Annotated in this window: 17 protein-coding genes; 4 read left to right on the top strand and 13 right to left on the bottom strand. The window is 64.2% G+C overall.

Annotated features, from left to right (window positions below):
• Nucleotides 1–190 precede the first annotated feature (190 nt).
• Genes NP534_RS06985 through NP534_RS07000 form a run of 4 tightly spaced genes read left to right on the top strand, consistent with a single transcriptional unit; the run spans nucleotide 191 to nucleotide 3,636 of the window.
• A complete protein-coding gene (locus NP534_RS06985) occupies nucleotides 191–787 on the top strand; it encodes a paraquat-inducible protein A (protein ID WP_033700120.1) in 597 nt (198 codons plus the stop codon).
• Complete coding sequence (locus NP534_RS06990; protein ID WP_274098250.1) at nucleotides 784–1,428, top strand: paraquat-inducible protein A; 645 nt, start codon at nucleotides 784–786, stop codon at nucleotides 1,426–1,428. Before NP534_RS06985 ends, NP534_RS06990 begins: the two co-directional genes overlap by 4 nt.
• Nucleotides 1,409–3,064, top strand: a complete 1,656-nt coding sequence (locus NP534_RS06995) for a PqiB family protein (protein WP_274098251.1) — start codon at nucleotides 1,409–1,411, stop codon at nucleotides 3,062–3,064. Before NP534_RS06990 ends, NP534_RS06995 begins: the two co-directional genes overlap by 20 nt.
• Before the next feature lie 17 nt (nucleotides 3,065–3,081).
• Entirely contained in the window at nucleotides 3,082–3,636 is a 555-nt protein-coding gene (locus NP534_RS07000) for a PqiC family protein (protein ID WP_033698495.1), read from the top strand.
• 10 nt (nucleotides 3,637–3,646) lie between these two features.
• On the opposite strand, the gene NP534_RS07005 is transcribed toward NP534_RS07000, so the two are convergent.
• The 13 genes from NP534_RS07005 to NP534_RS07065 form a co-directional block, all read right to left on the bottom strand.
• The gene (locus tag NP534_RS07005; RefSeq protein ID WP_274098252.1) at nucleotides 3,647–4,825 is read right to left on the bottom strand and encodes an MFS transporter; all 1,179 of its coding nucleotides are present in this window, start codon (nucleotides 4,823–4,825) and stop codon (nucleotides 3,647–3,649) included.
• A gap of 24 nt (nucleotides 4,826–4,849) precedes the next feature.
• Nucleotides 4,850–5,887, bottom strand: coding sequence for a Rieske 2Fe-2S domain-containing protein (locus tag NP534_RS07010; RefSeq protein ID WP_186664283.1), 1,038 nt, complete (start codon nucleotides 5,885–5,887; stop codon nucleotides 4,850–4,852).
• Between the two features lie 125 nt (nucleotides 5,888–6,012).
• Nucleotides 6,013–6,846 carry an SDR family NAD(P)-dependent oxidoreductase gene (locus NP534_RS07015; RefSeq protein ID WP_274098253.1) on the bottom strand — a complete coding sequence of 278 codons (834 nt, stop codon included), beginning with the start codon at nucleotides 6,844–6,846 and terminating at the stop codon, nucleotides 6,013–6,015.
• 23 nt (nucleotides 6,847–6,869) lie between these two features.
• Nucleotides 6,870–7,634 (bottom strand): SDR family oxidoreductase, encoded by a 765-nt coding sequence (locus NP534_RS07020; RefSeq protein WP_274098254.1) that lies wholly within the window; start codon nucleotides 7,632–7,634, stop codon nucleotides 6,870–6,872.
• 133 nt (nucleotides 7,635–7,767) lie between these two features.
• On the bottom strand, nucleotides 7,768–9,018 hold the full coding sequence (locus tag NP534_RS07025) for a helix-turn-helix transcriptional regulator (RefSeq protein WP_274098255.1): 1,251 nt from the start codon (nucleotides 9,016–9,018) through the stop codon (nucleotides 7,768–7,770).
• A gap of 48 nt (nucleotides 9,019–9,066) precedes the next feature.
• Entirely contained in the window at nucleotides 9,067–11,457 is a 2,391-nt protein-coding gene (locus tag NP534_RS07030; RefSeq protein WP_274098256.1) for an efflux RND transporter permease subunit, read from the bottom strand.
• Nucleotides 11,444–12,442 (bottom strand): WD40/YVTN/BNR-like repeat-containing protein, encoded by a 999-nt coding sequence (locus tag NP534_RS07035; RefSeq protein WP_258713733.1) that lies wholly within the window; start codon nucleotides 12,440–12,442, stop codon nucleotides 11,444–11,446. Before NP534_RS07035 ends, NP534_RS07030 begins: the two co-directional genes overlap by 14 nt.
• A 209-nt stretch (nucleotides 12,443–12,651) precedes the next feature.
• Entirely contained in the window at nucleotides 12,652–13,860 is a 1,209-nt protein-coding gene (locus tag NP534_RS07040) for an acetyl-CoA C-acyltransferase (RefSeq protein WP_186664295.1), read from the bottom strand.
• Between the two features lie 8 nt (nucleotides 13,861–13,868).
• Complete coding sequence (locus NP534_RS07045) at nucleotides 13,869–14,339, bottom strand: MaoC family dehydratase (RefSeq protein ID WP_274098257.1); 471 nt, start codon at nucleotides 14,337–14,339, stop codon at nucleotides 13,869–13,871.
• A gap of 9 nt (nucleotides 14,340–14,348) precedes the next feature.
• Complete coding sequence (locus tag NP534_RS07050; protein ID WP_274098258.1) at nucleotides 14,349–15,134, bottom strand: SDR family oxidoreductase; 786 nt, start codon at nucleotides 15,132–15,134, stop codon at nucleotides 14,349–14,351.
• A gap of 159 nt (nucleotides 15,135–15,293) precedes the next feature.
• Nucleotides 15,294–16,172, bottom strand: a complete 879-nt coding sequence (locus tag NP534_RS07055) for an SDR family oxidoreductase (protein WP_274098259.1) — start codon at nucleotides 16,170–16,172, stop codon at nucleotides 15,294–15,296.
• 32 nt (nucleotides 16,173–16,204) lie between these two features.
• A complete protein-coding gene (locus NP534_RS07060; RefSeq protein WP_274098260.1) occupies nucleotides 16,205–17,356 on the bottom strand; it encodes an acetyl-CoA C-acetyltransferase in 1,152 nt (383 codons plus the stop codon).
• Between the two features lie 3 nt (nucleotides 17,357–17,359).
• Nucleotides 17,360–18,418, bottom strand: a complete 1,059-nt coding sequence (locus tag NP534_RS07065) for an acyl-CoA dehydrogenase family protein (RefSeq protein WP_274098261.1) — start codon at nucleotides 18,416–18,418, stop codon at nucleotides 17,360–17,362.
• Between the last annotated feature and the right edge of the window lie 8 nt (nucleotides 18,419–18,426).

Consider the following 18,426-nt stretch of genomic DNA (forward strand, 5'->3'; position numbering starts at 1 on the left):
GACCCCAAGCCGACCTCTACCAGATCAACACCGCCCCCACCGCAAACCTATCGGTATCTTCAGGCACCAAGGGCGTAACCCCCCTTCCCAGCCAGGGAACAACCGGTGTTTCGTGCCCCTGCCATTTGCCTAATGCCAGAGCGCTTCTATATTCAGAAAGGCCTCACTGCCGGTTGATCAGAGCATCATGATGTCCACACCCGAGCAATTGATCATCTGCGAGCACTGCGATTGCGTTTATCAGAAGGCATTGCTCGCCAAGCATCAGAAAACCGTGTGCACGCGCTGCGGCGGTGTGCTGCAGCGGCACAACGGCTTGACGGTGGAACAACGCCTGGCATTAAGCTTCACCGCTGCGGTGCTGTGGTTGTTTGCCAACTTCTACCCGGTGATGAGCATCAGCCTGCAGGGGCTTAAAAACAGTGCCACGTTATGGGACTCGGTGCTGGCATTGAGCCAGGGGCCGATTACCTTCATGGCCATGGTCGCGGCCATTTCGATCATCATCGCCCCCGCCTTCCAGCTGCTGTTGCTCATCTGGGTACTGGGCTTTGCCCTCACCGCCCGCCGCTCGCCCGCGTTCAAGCTGTGCATGCGCTGGCTGGAGACCTTGCGCCCCTGGAGCATGCTCGAAGTGTGCCTGCTGGGGGCGATGGTGGCGGTGTTCAAACTCGCCGGTATGCTCGATGTGCTGCCGGGTATCGGCCTGCTCGCACTGGCCGTGTTGAGCCTGTTGATGATCCGTATCGCCGGGCGCGATATTCGTGACTTGTGGGACATGCCATGAGCCGGCCGCCAACCGCCAGCGAGCTTGACCTGTGCCTGTGCCACAGCTGTGGCCTGGCCTGCGACATGCACGACGAACCGCACCAGTGCCCGCGCTGCGACGCCCCTTTGCATCGGCGCAAGACCAATTCCCTGGGCCGCACCTGGGCTTACCTGCTGGCCGCCCTGGCCTTCTATGTACCGGCGAACGTGCTGCCGGTGATGAACACCATGATGCTCGGCAGCGGCGCCGACAGCACCATCATGAGCGGTGTGCTGGAGTTCTGGGAGCACGGCGCCTGGGACATTGCGCTGATCATCTTCATCGCCAGCATCGCTGTGCCCGGGGTGAAGTTCGTGGCCCTGTCGATGCTCTTGATCACCGTCCAGCGCGGCAGTACCTGGGCGCAACAGCAGCGCTCGAAGCTCTACCGTTTCGTTGAACTGATCGGCTATTGGTCGATGCTCGATGTGCTGGTGGTAGCGCTGGTCGCGGCGCTGGTGAAGTTTCAAGCGCTGGGTGACATCGAGCCGCGTCCGGGCATCCTGTTCTTTGGCCTGGTGGTGGTGTTCACCATGCTCTCAGCAATGAGTTTCGACCCCCGCCTGATCTGGGACACGCCACCTGACAAGGAGCTCATGGATGACCCCATCCAGCAATGACCACGCGCCCACTCCCGGCCCTGCACCGGTCAAGACTCGGCGCTTCGGCTTTTCCTTGGTGTGGATCGTGCCCATCGTGGCCGTGCTGGTCGGGCTTTCCCTGGTCGTGCACAACCTGATGCAGGAAGGCCCGACCATCACCCTCACCTTCAAGACCGGCGCGGGGCTGGCGGCCAACAAGACCGAGGTACGTTACCGTAACGTGGTGATCGGTCACGTCACCGAAGTGGCCCTGAGTGACGACCAGAAAAACGTCAACGCCACCGTCAAGCTCGACAAGCAGGCCGAGAGCTTCACCCGCGAGGACTCGAAGTTCTGGGTAGTCCGCCCACGCATCGGCGCCGGTGGCGTGTCGGGCATCGACACCCTGCTTTCGGGCGATTACATCGGCGCCGACATCGGCCAGTCGAGCACCCGCGTGAAGCACTTCATCGGCTTGGAGAACCCGCCGGCCATCACCTACGGCGAGCCCGGCAAGCACTTCACCCTGCACACCCAGGACCTGGGCTCGCTGGACATCGGTTCGCCCGTGTATTACCGCAAGATCCCGGTCGGCCAGGTGGTCGCCTACGCCCTCGACCAGGAAGGTAAAGGGGTGGACGTGGAGATCTTCATCCATGCACCCAACGACGCCTTCGTGAGCGCCAACACACGTTTCTGGAACGCCAGCGGCATTGATGTGGAGGTCGGCGCCAATGGTTTTGCGCTGAAAACCGAGTCGTTGTCGTCGATCCTGGTCGGCGGCATCGCCTTCCGCGCGCCGGATTACAACCCGAACGACACGGCCGCCAGCGAGAACCAGCGCTTTGAACTGTTCGCCGACCAGGCCGGTGCATTGGCCCCGCCCGCCGGCAAGGCGCAGTACCTGGCGCTACGCTTCGACCAGGCGATGCGCGGCCTCAAGGTCGGTGCGCCGGTCGAGTTCCTGGGCGTGGAGATTGGCCGAGTGGTCGCGGTGAACCTGGACTTCGATGAAGTCAAACGCAGTTTCCCGGTCAATGTCGGCATCGTCATCTACCCGCAACGCTTGGGCCGGGCGCACGAGAAGATGCTCAAGGTGTTGCAGCACGACCCCAATGACGAAGCCTCCGCCGCCAAGCTGATCGGCACCTTTATCGACAACGGCCTGCGTGCCCAGGCGCGCAGTGGCAACCTGCTCACCGGCCAACTGTACATCGCCCTGGACTTCTTCCCCAAAGCCGAGAAGGTGGCCTTCGACCCGACGGCCCGCCCGGTGGTCATCCCGACCATTCCAGGCAGCCTGGAGCTGCTTCAGGAGCAGTTGCAGACCATGGTCGACAAGCTCAACCGGCTGCCGCTGGAGCGTATTGCCGGTAACCTCGATGCCAACCTGGTAGAGCTGCGCAAGGGCCTGACCCAGTTCAACGCACGGACCTTGCCAGGGGTGCAGAACACCCTGGCAGAGGTCAGCAATACCCTGAAGTCGGCCAATTCGACCCTGGCCGAAGACTCGCCACAGCGTGAACAGCTGACCCAGACGCTCGACGAGCTGGGGCGCATGTCGCGCTCCCTGCGCGAGCTTGCCGACTACCTGGGCCGCAACCCCGAGTCGCTGATCCGTGGCCGCCCGGACAACGCGGGGCCGATGGACTTGCAAGGGCCGCCCCGCAAATGACCACAGGAGTGTTGAACATGACCCAGCTGCCAAGGATTACCCTGCTGGTCGCGCTATTGGCCCTGGGCGCTTGCCGCAGCGACCCGATCCAGTTCCATACCCTCACGCCGGCGCAGCCGGCACCCACGTCGCACAACGCCGCGGACGAGATCCTGATCGAAAGTGTCAGCGTTCCGCCACAGGTCGACCGGCCACAACTGGTCATCCGCCAGGGCGACAGCAGCCTGGCGATTCTCGAGACGCAGTGGTGGGGCGCCACGCTGGTGGATGAGCTGCGCAGCGCGTTGGTCGACCAACTGAGCAATACTCGCCCCGCTCGCAAGCTGTCCCTGCGCGTGGATGTGCAACGTTTCGATTCACTGCCGGGGCAGTACGCACTGCTGGACGCCAGGTGGCGCTTGCGCGCCCGCGAAGCCAATACCCAGCTGACCTGCCGCAGCACCTTGCAGACCGCCGCTGGCAGCAGCATCGATGACGTGGTGATTGCCCAGCAAGCCAACGTCAAGCGTCTGGCGGCCCTGATCAGCCAGGCCGCCGCGTCGTCGAGCGGCACTTGCCCTGCCAATGGTTGAAGCTGCGAATTTACCGTGCCGCCCCTAGCGCCGCCGTCTGCGCTGAGGGCCGCGCCAGCAGGCAGGAGAACACCAGCACAGGAAGCACCGCACAGCTGGCGGCCACCCACAACAGCGCACTGTACCCCCCGCTGACCAGTTGCCCGGCCAACGCCGGCCCTGCCATGGAGCTCAGGGCAAACGCCCCCGGAATCAGCATGATCGACCGGCCACTGCTGTCCAGACGCGCGATGGCCGCAGTCAGATACACGCAGCCCCAGGTGAACCCCACCTCCCAGATCCAGGCGCCCAGGGCATAGCCCAGAAAGCCCTCGGCATTGGCCAGCAGCAACAGCCCGGAGCCCAGAACGGCCAGAACCACCCCATGCGGCAAGCGCACACCCAGGCGGTCACCGACCAAAGCCAATGCGAGGGCCGCCGCGCCGCCCAACAGCTTCAACACGGCGAAAACGACCCCCAGTTCAGTCGGCTGCAGGGCCAGGGCATGCCCCAAACGCTCCAGAAACGCCCACAACCCGATCTGCCCGGCACCAAACAGAAAAAAGCATGCCAGCGCGGCATAGGCGGCGGGTGGGCAGCTGAAGCGTGAAAGCAGCGACCCGTGGTGGGCCGGGCCACCCTCACCGACGAAGTCCTCGCGCCTGGGCAAGGCCAGGGCGCTGCAACTTAACAGCAGAATCATCACGGCCAGCATCAGCGCTGCGCCGGCGTAGTGAAAGTGCGCAATCACCAACGGCGGCAAGGCGAACAACACGGCCGCCACCACCGCCAGCTCGATCCCCAGGCGCATACCCAGGGCACGCTCCTTGTTGGCCATCTGCCCCATGATGCGCATGCCGAGGCAGGTCATCAGCGCCGCAAAGAAACCGATCAACGCCCACACCGGCAACTGCGCCGCGGCGGGCAGCCAGGACGACATCCAGTACGCCGCCGCAGCGCCGAGGGCACAGCCCAGCGTCAGCCCACGCCAGTTCATGCGGTCGATCAACGCCACAGCCACCACGGTGCCCAGCAGATAGCCGGCAAAACACACCGCCCCCAGCATGCCGATCTGCCCGGCATTGAAGCCAAGGCTGTCGACCATCGAGCCGAGCAGGATAGGCAAGGTGTTGAACGGCAGCCCTCCAATCGTCGAAGCGAAACTGGCGGCCAGCATGATCGACAGCGTTTTACGGCCATTCATGTTCATTGCGCACTCCTGCTCGTCTGGGTATCAGCGCTGGCCGACGGTGATGATTTCGCGCCGCTCGGCCATGGCAGGGGGCACGCAGGCTTCGTCCATGAAGAACTGCTCATACCATTCACGCAGCTGATAGACCGGGCCATCGCCTTGCGCCAGGACCGGGTTGTTGACCCGGACCTTGTGCGCCCAGATGTCCACGTCCTGGTAGAACGACTCGCGGTTGCGCATCACATAGTCTTGAGCCAGGGCGCGGTTCTGCTCTTCGCTCCAGCCATCGATCTTTTTCACCATGCAACCAAAGCGCAGCTCGAAGCTGTTGGCGTTGATCGGTACATGGCAGTTGAGCAGGATCGAATGGATCTCCATGCCCTCGAACACCGCGCGCATGCGGGTAAAGTGGGTCGCCGGGCCGTAGTAGGCCGACTCCGCCACCAGGTCGCCACCCAGGCGCTCGGAATCGCCATGGAAAATCTGCTGGGCAATATGGCCTTCGAACACGTTGGCAAAGTACTTGGTCGGCGTGCCGTGGACCGGGCCGAAGTGCTGGGCGTCTGCCAGGTTGTCGACCAGCTCCCGCGGGTTGGTCTCGATAATCAGCTTGTCCATGTGCCAGTCGTGCAGCCAGGCGTCGCTGTCTTGCTCCGGCAGGTGCGGGATCACCACGTCGGCGGCCGGGGCGTTGCCCTCCGGGTTGTTCCAGACGAACAACAGGTTGTTTTCTTCACAGGTCAGCCAGCTGCGGGTCTTGGCCTTGGGCGGTATGCGCTTGCAGTAAGGAATTTCCACGCATTTGCCGGTCGCATCGTACTGCCAGTGGTGGAAGGGGCAGACCACCCGATCGTTCTCCAGCGTGCCGCGCGAAAGGTCGGCGCCCATGTGCGGGCAGTGCGCATCAATCACGCTGATCTGGCCCGCGGAGGTGGCGAAGGCCAGCAAGCGCGTGCCGAAGATATTCAGGGTATGCAACTGGCCGTCACGGTAATCGGCCGCTTCACCCAGGCAATGCCAGCCTCGGCCAAAGCGAGGGGCCAGAACACTGTCGACATTGATTGCTGCGAGCTTGGTCATTGTTATTGTTCCTCGTGTGGAAATCCCCGGTAACTTGCCCGGCCAATCTTCACCGAGCAGGCGCCGAGGCTCATCCTCCGCATGGACTAGATAGCCCCCACACAAACCACTTCGCAGGCTTTGTCTCAGCGCCAGTCGTCGACGATACCGTGCTCCAGGGCAAAGGGTTGCGCGGCAATCGTGCGCCGTTGGAAGCGTGCGGCCTGCTCCGCAGTGGCCAGCCATACCATTACCTGGGCCGGCACCTGCGGCGGTGCCGTGCCGCTGCGCATGGCCAGCACGCCGCGCTCGCCCAGCGTGGCCTTGAGCGCATCGGTGGTGACTACACCGGGGTTGAGCGTGAACGCGCGAACCCCCTGCCCGCCCAACTCGGCGGCGATGACCCCGCTGGCCCTGGAGACTGCCGCCTTGCCGGCTCCATACGCATAGCCCCAGCCCCCGTCCGCCGCCGCCATCGGGGGGTCGCTTTCGCCAGCGCCCGAGGTGACGTTGATCACCACCCCGGCGCCTTGGGCAAGCATCGCCTTGAGTACCGACTGGGTCAGCAGCATCGGTGCCAATACATAGGCTCTGTACACGCGGTCCAGGGTGTGCGCCTGCAGGCTCATGTACGCCCCGTTCAGGTCATTGCCTTGATAGATGGCGTTATTGACCAGCACATCGATCCGGCCATAGGCCGACAATACCGCCTGGCTGGCCTGCAATACCGATTTGCTGTCGAGCAAGTCCATGGGCACCACCAACGCCTGGCGCCCCAGTGCACGAATGGCTGCCGCGGTGTCGTTGAGGCTGCCGGGCAAGGGCTTGCCTTGCGCATCATGCAAGCGGTGCTCCAGGTGGGTGCCCTCTTCCACCGTGCGGGCACTGATGGCCACATCGAACCCCGCCCGGGCAAAGGCCAATGCCGTTTCGCGCCCGATACCGCGGCTGGCGCCGGTAATGAATGCCACCTTGGTCATGCGTGCTCTCCCTGGGATAAAAGTCAGAAGCGTGCCGGGCGAACCCTGGCATCCATTCCGCCATCGACGAATACCACGCTGCCGTGCACGAAACTCGCCTGCGCCGACTGCAGAAACACCACCACCTGGGCGACTTCCTCCGGGTGGGCCGAGCGCCCCAGCGGCGCGACGAACTCGCGTACCGCCTTGGCGAAACGTGGGTCATTGAGCGCTGCCTGGTGCAAGGGGGTCTCGACTGCACCCGGCGCCACCACATTCAAGCGGATACCCTGCCGGGCCCAGTCCACCGCCTTGCCGCGCGCGTTGGCGGTCACGGCATATTTGGAGCAGGCGTAGGCCACGTGCGACTGCTCAAGCGCATTGGCCTGTTCCAGGGCGAGGGCTTCGTTGCCCGCGAGCATGGCGGCAACCATCGGCTGCTGGTCGGGGTTAACATGGGTTGCCGCAATCGAGGCGATGACCACCGCTGCCGGCGCCTGGCCTTTGGCCAAGGCATCGGCCAAGCCATCGAGCAGCTCGGTGACGCCAAAGTAGTTCACCGACACGATGGTATCGGACAACGCGCTGGAGCCCACCCCGGCGCAGCAGACCAGGCCGTCGAGCACACCCTCACCCTGTTCGAGCACTGCAGCGATGGCGGCCTGGCGCCCGGCGGCGCTGGACAGGTCGGCAAGCACCTCGGCATTCGCCCGGTCGATGCCGATCACCCGATGGCCTGCGGCACGCAGCAACTGGCACACGGCGGCGCCGATCCCTGAAGCAGAACCGCTGACGGCTGTAACTGGCATAACGTCGTTCCTCGTTAAATAACGGTGCGGGCTAGTATTGGTGGCGCAGCCACCCGCCAACATCGTCCGCACGGACTAAAACGCCCCGGCCTGGCAGGCAGGCGCGGGGCGTTCGTGTGGTGACCGGTGAGGGTCAGGCGCTGTTGCGCAGCGGCGCTGCCAGCTTCAAGGCAGGTGCTTCGAGCTTATCGGGTGCCAGCAGGGCTGCCTTGGGCTTTCCCAGGGCAACCACGCTGTTGAGGATGATGCGCACCAACTCCGTCTGGCGGCGTACGCCGGTCTTGGAAAATATCGAACGCAAGTGGGCGCGGGCGGTGTTGCGGCGCACGTTCAACACTTCGGCCGCTTCTTCAAGCGACAGGCCGTTGGCCAACTCCATGGCCAGCGCGGTTTCGGCGCGGGTCAGGTTGAACAACTGTTTGGTCACGGTCTCGTTGGCCATGGAGCGGCCCACCGCATCACGGATATACACGACCACCACCGGTTTGGTTTTACCCTCTGCCCAGTCCTGGGTCGGAATGGCCTCGACCACCACGCCAAGGTTGACGTTGCCGGACGGCCTGGCCACCGACATGGCCTCGGCAGCGGCACTGACCTTTTCATTGCCCATGTCGCGCGCAAAGGCACTGCGCACCAGGCGCTGCAATTCGCGGTTATCGCTGGGGTAGGTCGCTTCCAGGCGCCCGCCGACCAGTTTCAGGCCGTCGGCGCGCTCAAGCAGCTCCCGGGCCACAGGGTTCAGGCGCAACACGCTGCCCGTCTGGTCAAGCACGATGGTGGCCACCGACAAGCGGCTGATCGCCTGGGAGTACAGCTCACTGATGGACTCGCTGCGGTCGAGCAGGTTGTGCACGTGCATGGCCCGCCGAAGGTGCGGCAGGAACATCTCGCAGAGGGTGCGTTCGGCCGCGGAAAATTTCGGCGCGCTTTTCGGCCGGGTGATGCGAAAGCGCAGTTTGCCGCCATCGGGCGTGGAGATGTCGGCGCCCATGACATGGTAGATGTCCTGGCTGATGCAGTAGGTCTTGAAGTAGGCCGACCCCGTCCACTCGGCCTCGGTCATCAGGTCTTCGACGGTGAACACACGGTCCAGCGGCTGGTTGCTGAAAGGCGTGACCGCTTGCGGGTAGGCCCAGTAACTGACCTCGCCTTCGCCTTCGATGTCGCCCACCACAATCATCAAGCCCATGTCGGGCTGCTCGGGCACGCGCAAGATCAAGGTCACATAGTTGGCCTGGAACAGACCGCGGATGTGCCGCAAGGACTTGGCCATCAGCTTCTGGTCTAGCGCACCGTCGTAAAACTCGCCAATCAGCCGATCGTACTCATCAAGCTCCAGGCCCATTTCGGCCAAGGCTTGAACGCTCAAGCTGGCATTTTCCATCGCCCGTCTCCTCGCAGGGCACAGCCCAGGCCGTGCCCGTTTTTATTGTTATGATTCGAACACTTGCGCATGCGGTGTGCGGCCAGGCTTGGCCAGCACGAGGGGTTTACCCTGATTGAACCAGGCGGCCAATGCCGGCAGCAGGAAAATCGCCCCCAGCACATTGACCAAGAACATGAATGAAAGCAAGACCCCCATATCGGCCTGAAACTTCAGCGGTGCGAACGCCCAGGTGCACACGCCGATGGCCATGGTCAGGGCCGTGAACACCGCCGCTGTGCCGCGTTGGCACATGGCTTGGTAAAACGCCTGGCGCAGGTCGGCACCGGCAGCCATTTCGTGCTGAATGCGCTCATAAAGGTAGATGCCATAGTCCACCCCAACCCCGACCCCCAGCGCCATCACTGGCAACGTCGCCACCTTCAGGCCGATACCGAGCATGGCCATCAACGCATTGCACAGCACTGCCACGATCGCCAGCGGCACCAGAATGCACAGCACCGCCCGCAGTGAGCCGAAGGTCAGCCAGCAGAACAGCCAGACCGAGCCGAACAGCGCCACCAGCATCACCACTTCGGCATGTTTGACGGCATCGTTGGACGCCGCCATGACGCCGACGTTGCCCCCGCCCAGCAGGAACGTGATCTGCGGCACCTGCACCTGCGCAATGATGCGCTGGGCCTCCTTGACCACATGGGCCACGGTGGCGCCATCGTGGTCGGTGAGAAACACCAGAATCTGCATGTGCTGGCAGCCATCGGTCACCAAGCCGTCTTCGGGTACATAAGCCCGCGCACCTTGGCTAAGGCCACGGGCCGAGCCCGGAATGGCCGCCCAGCGCGGGTTGCCTTCGTTGTTGCCGGCAATCACGGTCTTGCCAAACCCTGCCACGCTCTGCACCGACTGCACCCCGGTGACGCTGCGCATCTGGAAGTCGAACGCTTCGACCGCGCGCATCACCGTCGGCGACAGGCAGGCCTCTTCCACACCTTGGGCCTGAACGAACACGGCCAATACATCCAGACCGATGGAGTAACTGCTGATGATGTTCGCGTTGTCCTGGTTGTAGCGCGATTCGGCACGCAGTTCCGGCGCCCCGGCGCCGATGTCGCCCACCTCCAGCTGCCGCGCCTTGACCACCGCAACACTCAGCAGCATCACGCTGAGCACCAGCACCGCCAGCGCCGGGCGTGGCTCGGCCAGCGCCGACAGCCGCCACCACAGCGGGTGCCTGCCGTGTTGCTGAACCTGCCCCTTGCGCAACACCGCCGGTTCCAGGCGCAGGTGCGAAATGATGATCGGCAGCATCAACTTGTTGGTGATGATCATCAGCATCACACCAATACAGGCTGTCACCCCCAGCTCATGCACGATGGGGATATCGATCAGCATGATCACGGCAAAACCCAGCGCATTCATCAACAACGCCAGCGAACCGGGGATGAAGATCTTGCAGAAGGCCGACCGCGCCGCCTGCAGCGAGTCCTTCCCGGCCAGTACTTCCTGCTTCCAGGCGTTGGTCATCTGCACCGCATGGGAGACGCCAATGGAGAAAATCAGAAACGGCACCAGGATCGACATCGGGTCAATGCCCAGGCCCATGAGCGGTAGCAAGCCCAACAGCCACACCACCGGCAGCAGCGCCACCAGCAAGGCCACCACGGTCAGGCGCAGCGAGCGCGAGTACAGCCACAGCAACGCCCCGGTGATCAGGAAGGCGACGGCAAAGAAGCCGATGACCGTCATCAACCCCTCGACCACATCGCCCACCAGCTTGGCGAAACCGACGATGTTGATCTCGACCTGGTCGCTGGCGTACTTGGCGCGAATGGCTTCCAGGCGCTCGGCCACTTCAACGTAGTTGACCGCTTTCCCCGTTTGCGGGTCGATGTCCTGCAGGTCGGCACGCACCATGGCCGATTTCAGGTCATTGGCCACCAGGCGGCCCACTTGCCCGGAACGCGCCGCATTGCTACGCACCTGGGCCAGGTCTTGCGGGGTGCCGGTGAAGCGCGGCGGCACCACCACATCGCCAAAAAAGCCTTCTTCGGTAATCTCGATGTAACGCACATTGGCGGTGAACAGCGAGGTCACGCTCGCCCGGCTGACGCCATTGATGAAGAACACATCATCGGTGACCTTGCGCAGCGTCTCCAGAAACTGCGGGTTGTAGATGTCACCTTCGCCTTTCCACTTCACACTCACCAGAAAGCGGTTTGCGCCGGTGAAGTACTGGCTGAACGTGAGGAAATTGAGCATGTACGCGTGGCGCACCGGGATCTGCTTGTTGAACCCAGGGTCGAGTTGGGTGTGCGTGGCGCTGTAGCCCAACCCCAGGGTCAGCAGCATGAACAAGGTCAACAGCAGTTTACGGCGAGCCAGCAGCAAGTCGGCGCAACGCTCGACCTTGCGTTCAACCCAGGAATCAACGCGCTTCATGTACAGCCCCCCGCTTGCCAAGGGCGGCAACGCTGTTACCGTTTCCCTGGAATACACCACGCTCACCGGCCACCAGCACCTGGTCAGCCCCCATGACAATGGCCGAGGTCAACGTCCCCAGACCGGGTTGACGATGAATACCGAGCAATCGGCCCTCCCCATCCAGCCGTACCATCGAGCTGCCCGCACCGACAATCAGCACACCTGCGTTGTCGGGCAGCAGCACATGGCCGTACAGCGGTTGGTTACTGCCCACCTTGAGGGCCTGCCACGACTGGCCGAAGTTGTCGGTGACAAAGACATTGCCACGCATGCCATAGGCCACCCAGCGTTCGGCGCTCAGGCGCACCACGCCAAACAGTGAGCCGCTGTAGAAGGCAGGCAGCTGCTGCCAGTGCAGGCCGTTATCGACGCTGAGCATCACCAGGCCCTGCTCGCCCACCAGCATGCGCCGCCCGTCCGGGCCGCCATCCATGGCATTGAGGTGCGCGCGGTCGACCGGCAGCGCCAGCGCCTGCCAGCTGAGGCCCGCGTCATCAGAGCGATAGAACTTGCCATAACTGCCGAAGGCGAAGACCTGCTGGCCGCCAGCGGCCCACACACCGAGCAAGGGCTCGCCGGCATCGGCCTCGATATGCACCTCGTGCCAGCTGCTGCCGGCGTCCTGCGAGCGCAGGATCAAGCCGTCCTGGCCAACCGCGATCAGTTGCTCGGTGTTCAGCGCTGCCAGGGCGGTCAGGGAGATATGCCGCTGCGGTTCAACAGTGGCCTGCTGCCAGCTGTGGCCGCGGTCATCGCTGATGAGAATGGTGCCGCGCTCGCCGACCGCGACCTGGCGCTTGCCGAGGTTGAGCAGCCCGTTGACCTGCATGCGGCCAGTGTCGAGCTGGGTGTCGGCGATACTCACGGGCTGGCGAGGCGTGAACGCCAAGGCAACCACCCCGGCGACCGTGATGCACACCAGATAGGCAATCAGCTGGCGCATGGGCGACTCCTTGCAGCAACATCCAGGCGCTCGACATTATCCATACGGCCCACCCTCTTCTTGTAATAGTGAATCAGCGCCCCGAGGTGCAGTGCGCGCAACGGGTCGTGACTGAGGTGTGTAGATAGTCCGTCTGCTTGGCTGCCGGTACATCGTCCAAATGGCCTAAGCCGGCGCCAAGCAGGCAAGCCCTGGTTAGCAGAGCCTGGTCAGCAGACCTCGAACAGCCCCGCCGCCCCCATGCCGCCGCCGATGCACATCGCCACCACCACGTAGCGCACGCCTCGGCGGCGCCCTTCAAGCAGGGCATGGCCGACCATGCGCGCACCCGACATGCCGAACGGGTGGCCAATGGCGATGGCGCCGCCGTTGACGTTCAGGCGTTGCGGGTCAATCCCCAAGGCGTCGCGGCAATGCAGCACCTGGCAAGCGAAGGCTTCGTTGATCTCCCACAAGCCGATATCGGCGGCCGACAGGCCAAAGCGCTTGAGCAACTTGGGTACCGCCAGCACGGGCCCGATGCCCATCTCCTCTGGGGCGCAACCGGCCACCGCGATACCTCGGTAGATGCCCAGAGGCTGCAGGCCATGCTCAGCGGCCTGGGCGCGGCTCATCAGCAAACTGGCCGAAGCGCCGTCGGAGAACTGCGAGGCGTTGCCGGCGGTGATGAACTCGCCTTGCGCTACCCACTGGCCGTTCTTCCACACCGGCTTCAATGCCGCCAGGTCTTCGGCCCGGGTCGAGGGGCGGTTGCACTCGTCGCGATCGGCCAGCACCTGCTCGTGGCCGTCTGGCTGGCCCTCCTTGTCGAAGCGCAGCTTGTGCGCCTGCAGGGGCACGATTTCATCCACGAACAGGCCATCACGCTGCGCCGCAGCCGTGCGCTGCTGGCTTTGCAGTGCATAGTCATCCTGGGCGGCGCGGCTGATGCCGTAGCGGCGTGCGACGATTTCGGCGGTTTCGATCATCGGGATGTAGGCGCTGGGCATGCAGGCCAGCACCGCCTCGGACTGGTTGCGATAGGTGTTCTTGTGCTTGTTCTGGGTCAGCGACAACGACTCGACGCCACCGGCCACGACAATGCTCATTTCACCGGCGATGATGTTCTTCGCCGCCACGCCGATACTCATCAGCCCAGACGCGCACATGCGGTCCAGGGCCATGCCGGGCACGCTGTCAGGCAGGCCGCCGGTGTAGGCGCACAGCCTGCCGATGTTGTAACCCTGGGTACCTTGCTGCACGGCCGCCCCCATGATCACGTCATCGACCGCCCCCGGTTCGATGCCGGCGCGCTCGACCACCGCACGTACTACATGGCCACCCAGTACCGGCGCTTCGGTGTCGTTGAACGCGCCACGGAAGGACTTGGTCAATGCGGTACGCGCAGTTGCAACGATCACTACGTCATTCATGCTCATGTTCAGGCTCACTCACTCGTGGGGTTGAAGGTGTAGCGGCTGATGGTGTCGACCACGCAGCCGGGGCGCTCGGTGCCCTCGATCTCGATACTGATACGCACCACCACCTGCACTGCCGTACCGACCCTTTCGGCACTGACGACCTGGCCCTGGCCGCGTACCCGCGCACCCACCTTCACCACTGCCGGGAAACGCACGCGGTCGGTGCCGTAGTTCACCCCCATGGCCAGGTTGTCGATGGCCATCAGTTGCGGCATGAACAGGTTGGCCAGGGCCAGGGTCAGGTAGCCGTGGGCGATGCAACCGCCGAACGGGCCGCTGGCGGCGCGCTCGGGGTCGACGTGTATCCATTGCTGATCGCCGGTGGCCTCGGCAAACAGGTTGACCCGCGCCTGGGTAACCTCCAGCCAGTCGGTCACGCCCAGGTTCAGGCCCTGGGCCGCCAGCAGCTGCGTGGCATTGCTGAATCGTGTGCTCATGGCTTGCCCTCACGCCTGTTGTGAACTGACCGACAGCACTTCGCCGACCATGTACGAGGCGTAATCGCTGGCCAGGAACACCATCACATTGGCCACCTCCCACACCTCGGCGGCGCGGCCGAAGGCTTCGCGATCGGCCAGCGTGGCCAGCAATGCTTCGCTGGCGGCCTTCTTCAGAAACGCATGCAAGGCAATCGACGGTGCCACGGCATTGATGCGCACGCCGTACTCTGCGGCCTCCAGGGCGCTGCAGCGGGTCAGCGCCATGACCCCGGCCTTGGCGGCGGCGTAATGGGCCTGCTCCTTCTGTGCACGCCAACCGAGCACCGAGGCGTTGTTGACGATGGCGCCAGTACCGCGCCGTTCCATGTGCGGCAACATCGCGCGGGTCATGCGGAAGGTGCCGGTCAGGGTCACGTCGAGCACCCGCAGCCATTCCTCATCGCTCATGGCAGTGACGCGCTTCTGCCCACCCAGGCCTGCGTTGTTGATCAGCACATCGACCCCGCCCAGGGCCTGTTCGGCGGCACTGACCAGGGCTTGCACCTCGTCCTCGACGGTGACGTTGCACAGCTGGCCATACACCGCCTGCAGCCCGGTTTCGGCTTTCAGCTGCTCGACCGCCTGCTCCAGCCGGCGGGGGTGCACATCGGAAATCATCAACGCCCGGCAGCCTTCTTCGGCGCAGCGCCTGGCAGCGGCATAGCCGATACCGGCACCTGCCGCAGCAGTGATGAGTACGGATTTACCGGCCAACAGCTGATGGCCGGGTACATAGGGAGGGGCTTGCTTCACGATGACTACCTCTAACGGAATACAGGTTGCCGACAGGTATAAAGCCCGAGCCCATCGGGCACATCGTCAAAACGGACGGGGAAGGCATTGCGGGCTGGGTTTTGCAGCGGGCTGACGCACACAGGCGCGGGGTTGCCCCACGCCTGCACCTTTGGGGCTTCAGGCGCCCCAGACCTTCTGCGCCTTGGGCGCTTCGTGCAAGATGGCGGCAACCACTTCGCCCACCTCGCCGACCTGCCAGCGCGCGCCCTTGTCGCGGGTCACCCCGGTTCGCCACCCAACACCCAGGGAAATCCGCCCGCCCTGGCTCTCGAACAGCTGACCGCTGACATGCCCGGATTCAGCACTGCCCAGCCACACCACCAAGGGTGCGACGTTCTCGGCCGCCCAGGCATCGAAGCTGTCGTCGTCGGGCTTTTTGACCATGTCAGGCATGGCACTTTCAGTCATCGACGTGCGCGCCGCCGGGGCCAGGGCGTTGGCAGTGACGCCATAGCGCCCAAGCTCGGCGGCCTGTACCAGCGTCAGTGAGGCGATGCCGCCTTTGGCGGCGGCATAGTTGGACTGCCCGATCGAGCCTTGCAAGCCCGCGCCGGAGCTGGTGTTGATGATCCGCGCCGGTACCGGTGTACCGGCCTTGGCCAGGTCACGCCAGCGCCGCCCGAGAATATTGGCCAGGCAGTAATGCCCCTTGAGGTGCACGCGCATCACCAGGTCCCAGTCTTCTTCCGAGAGGCTGATGAACATGCGGTCACGCAGGATGCCGGCATTGTTGACCAGCACATGCACCTCGCCAAACGCCGTCAGCGCGGCGTCGACGATGTGCTGCGCGCTACTCAGGGTGGTGATATCGTCGTCGTTGGCGATGGCCTGGCCGCCCCGCGTGTATATCTCGTCCACCACCGCCTCGGCCGCCTCGCGGCGGATGTCGTTGACCACGACATTGGCGCCCTCGGCGGCGAACGCCAACGCATAGGCGCGGCCCAGCCCGCCACCGGCGCCGGTGATAATCACGGTACGGCCTTCACAGATTGCCATGGGAGTGCTCCTGTTGCTGAGTGTTGGCGGCTTCAGAGCCGTTCGATGATGCTGACGTTGGCCTGGCCGCCGCCTTCGCACATGGTTTGCAGGCCATAGCGCCCGCCCGTGCGCTCCAGCGCATGCAGCAAGGTGGTCATCAAGCGTGCCCCGGTGGCGCCCAGCGGGTGGCCAAGGGCGATGGCGCCGCCGTGGAGGTTGGTGCGGGCCGGGTCGTAGTCGAGCTCCTTGGCCCAGGCCATGACCACCGACGCGAACGCTTCGTTGATCTCCACCAGGTCGATGTCGGCCATGCGCATGCCGGCCTTCTTCAACGCCGCGCGGGTCGCGGCAATTGGCGCGGTGAGGTGCCAGATCGGGTCATCGCCCAGTACCGACAAGTGATGAATACGCGCCCTGGGCGTCAGGTTGTAGCGCTTGAGCGCGGCCTCTGACACCACCAGCAAGGCCGCCGAGGCATCGCAGGTCTGGCTGGACACGGCCGCCGTGATCGAGGGGTATTCCGGGCTAACCGGCTCAAGGCTGGCCATCTTTTCCAGGCTGCTGACACGTGGGGTTTCGTCGTGTGCCAGGCCTTGGCAAGCCACGATCTCGCGGGTGAAATAGCCGGCATCGGCTGCTGCCAGCGCACGCCGGTGGCTTTCCAGGGCGAACACTTCCATGTCGGTGCGGCTGAGCTGCCAGTGATCGGCAATCCGTTGCGCGGCGTAGAACTGGTTGACCGGCTGGCTGCCGAAACGCGCCTGCCAGCCCTTGCTGCCCGAAAACGGGTCACTGAAACCCAAGGGTTGGCCGGCCAGCATGGCCGACGAAATCGGGATCTGGGTCATGGTCTGCACCCCACCCACCGCCACCACATCCTGGGTGCCACTCATCACTGCCTGGGCGGCAAAGTGCAGCGCCTGCTGAGACGAACCACACTGGCGGTCGACCGTGGTACCCGGCACATTCAGCGGCAGGCCGGCGGCCAGCCAACTGGTGCGGGCGATGTCACCGGCTTGCGAGCCGATGGCATCGACGCAGCCGAAGATCACATCGTCATACTCCTCGGCCGGTATCGCATTGCGCTCGACCAAAGCCTGCAGCACATGGGCGCCCAGGTCGATGGCATGCACATCGGCGAGGCTGCCCTTGCGCTTGCCGGTCGGGCTGCGCAGGGCATCGACAATATAGGCTTGGGGCATGGTTCATTCCTCGAAGGTGGCGCCCGGCCCAAGCCGGGCCTGATCGCTGAGTACATAGGCGGCTACGCGGGCCTTGTGGGTGGCGCGGTCACCCCATGACGGGTCAAGCGACCAGACACGCTTCATGAACATCTGCAGGTCCACTTCCCAGGTGTAACCCATCGCGCCATGCACCTGGATGCCATGGCGCGCCGCCAGCCAACTGGCATCACAACAGGCCAGCTTGGCTTGCGAGACATATACATCGGCGCCCCGCTCGCCGTGGGCCAATGCGTAGGCGGCGCGATAAAGCGCGGGCTTGGCGAACTCGATCTTGCTGGCGATATCGGCCAGGTGATGCTTGACCGCCTGGAAGCTGCCGATCGGCTTGCCGAACTGCTTGCGCTGGGCCACGTAGTCCACCGACAAGTCAAGGATGCGCTGGGCCAGGCCAAGCAACTGGCCGGCAACCGACAAAGCGCCGCGGTTCAAGGTTTCGGCCCACAACGCGCGGCCTTGCTCCCCCCCGATCAACAGCGTATCGGGGCTTGGCTGCCAGCTGACCTTTCCGAGCCGGCGCGAGGCATCGATGCTGGCGTTGGCTTGCACATCGACCTGCGCACGCGGCACCGCATGCACCTCATCGCCGTGGGCAAGTATCAGCCACTCGGCCACGGGCGCATCGGGCACCAAGGGGTTGATCGGGTGCCCGATGGCCATGCGCACACTGCCCTCGGCGATGCGCGGCAACAGGCTGGCTTTCACTGGGTGCTCGGCGGGCAGGCCGTTGAGCAGGCCGGTGACCACATAGGCGGTATCGGCCAGTGAATCGGGGATGGCGTAATACCCCAGTTCCTGGGTCATCAACGACCAGGCGACATCGTCCATGCCCAGGCCGCCGAACTGTTCGGGCACCGACAAGGCGGTCAAGCCCTGTTCGGCGATCTTGCCGCGCAGGTCGGCAGAACGGCCCACGTCGGTTTCCCAGATTTCGCGGAGCATCTCCGGCGCGGCTTCGGTCATCAGAAAACGGCTGATGGCCTCACGAAACGTGAGCTGATCATCGGTAAAGGTAAAGTCCATGGCCGGCT

This window comes from Pseudomonas sp. 39004, assembly GCF_028682155.1.
Lineage (GTDB): Bacteria > Pseudomonadota > Gammaproteobacteria > Pseudomonadales > Pseudomonadaceae > Aquipseudomonas > Aquipseudomonas capeferrum.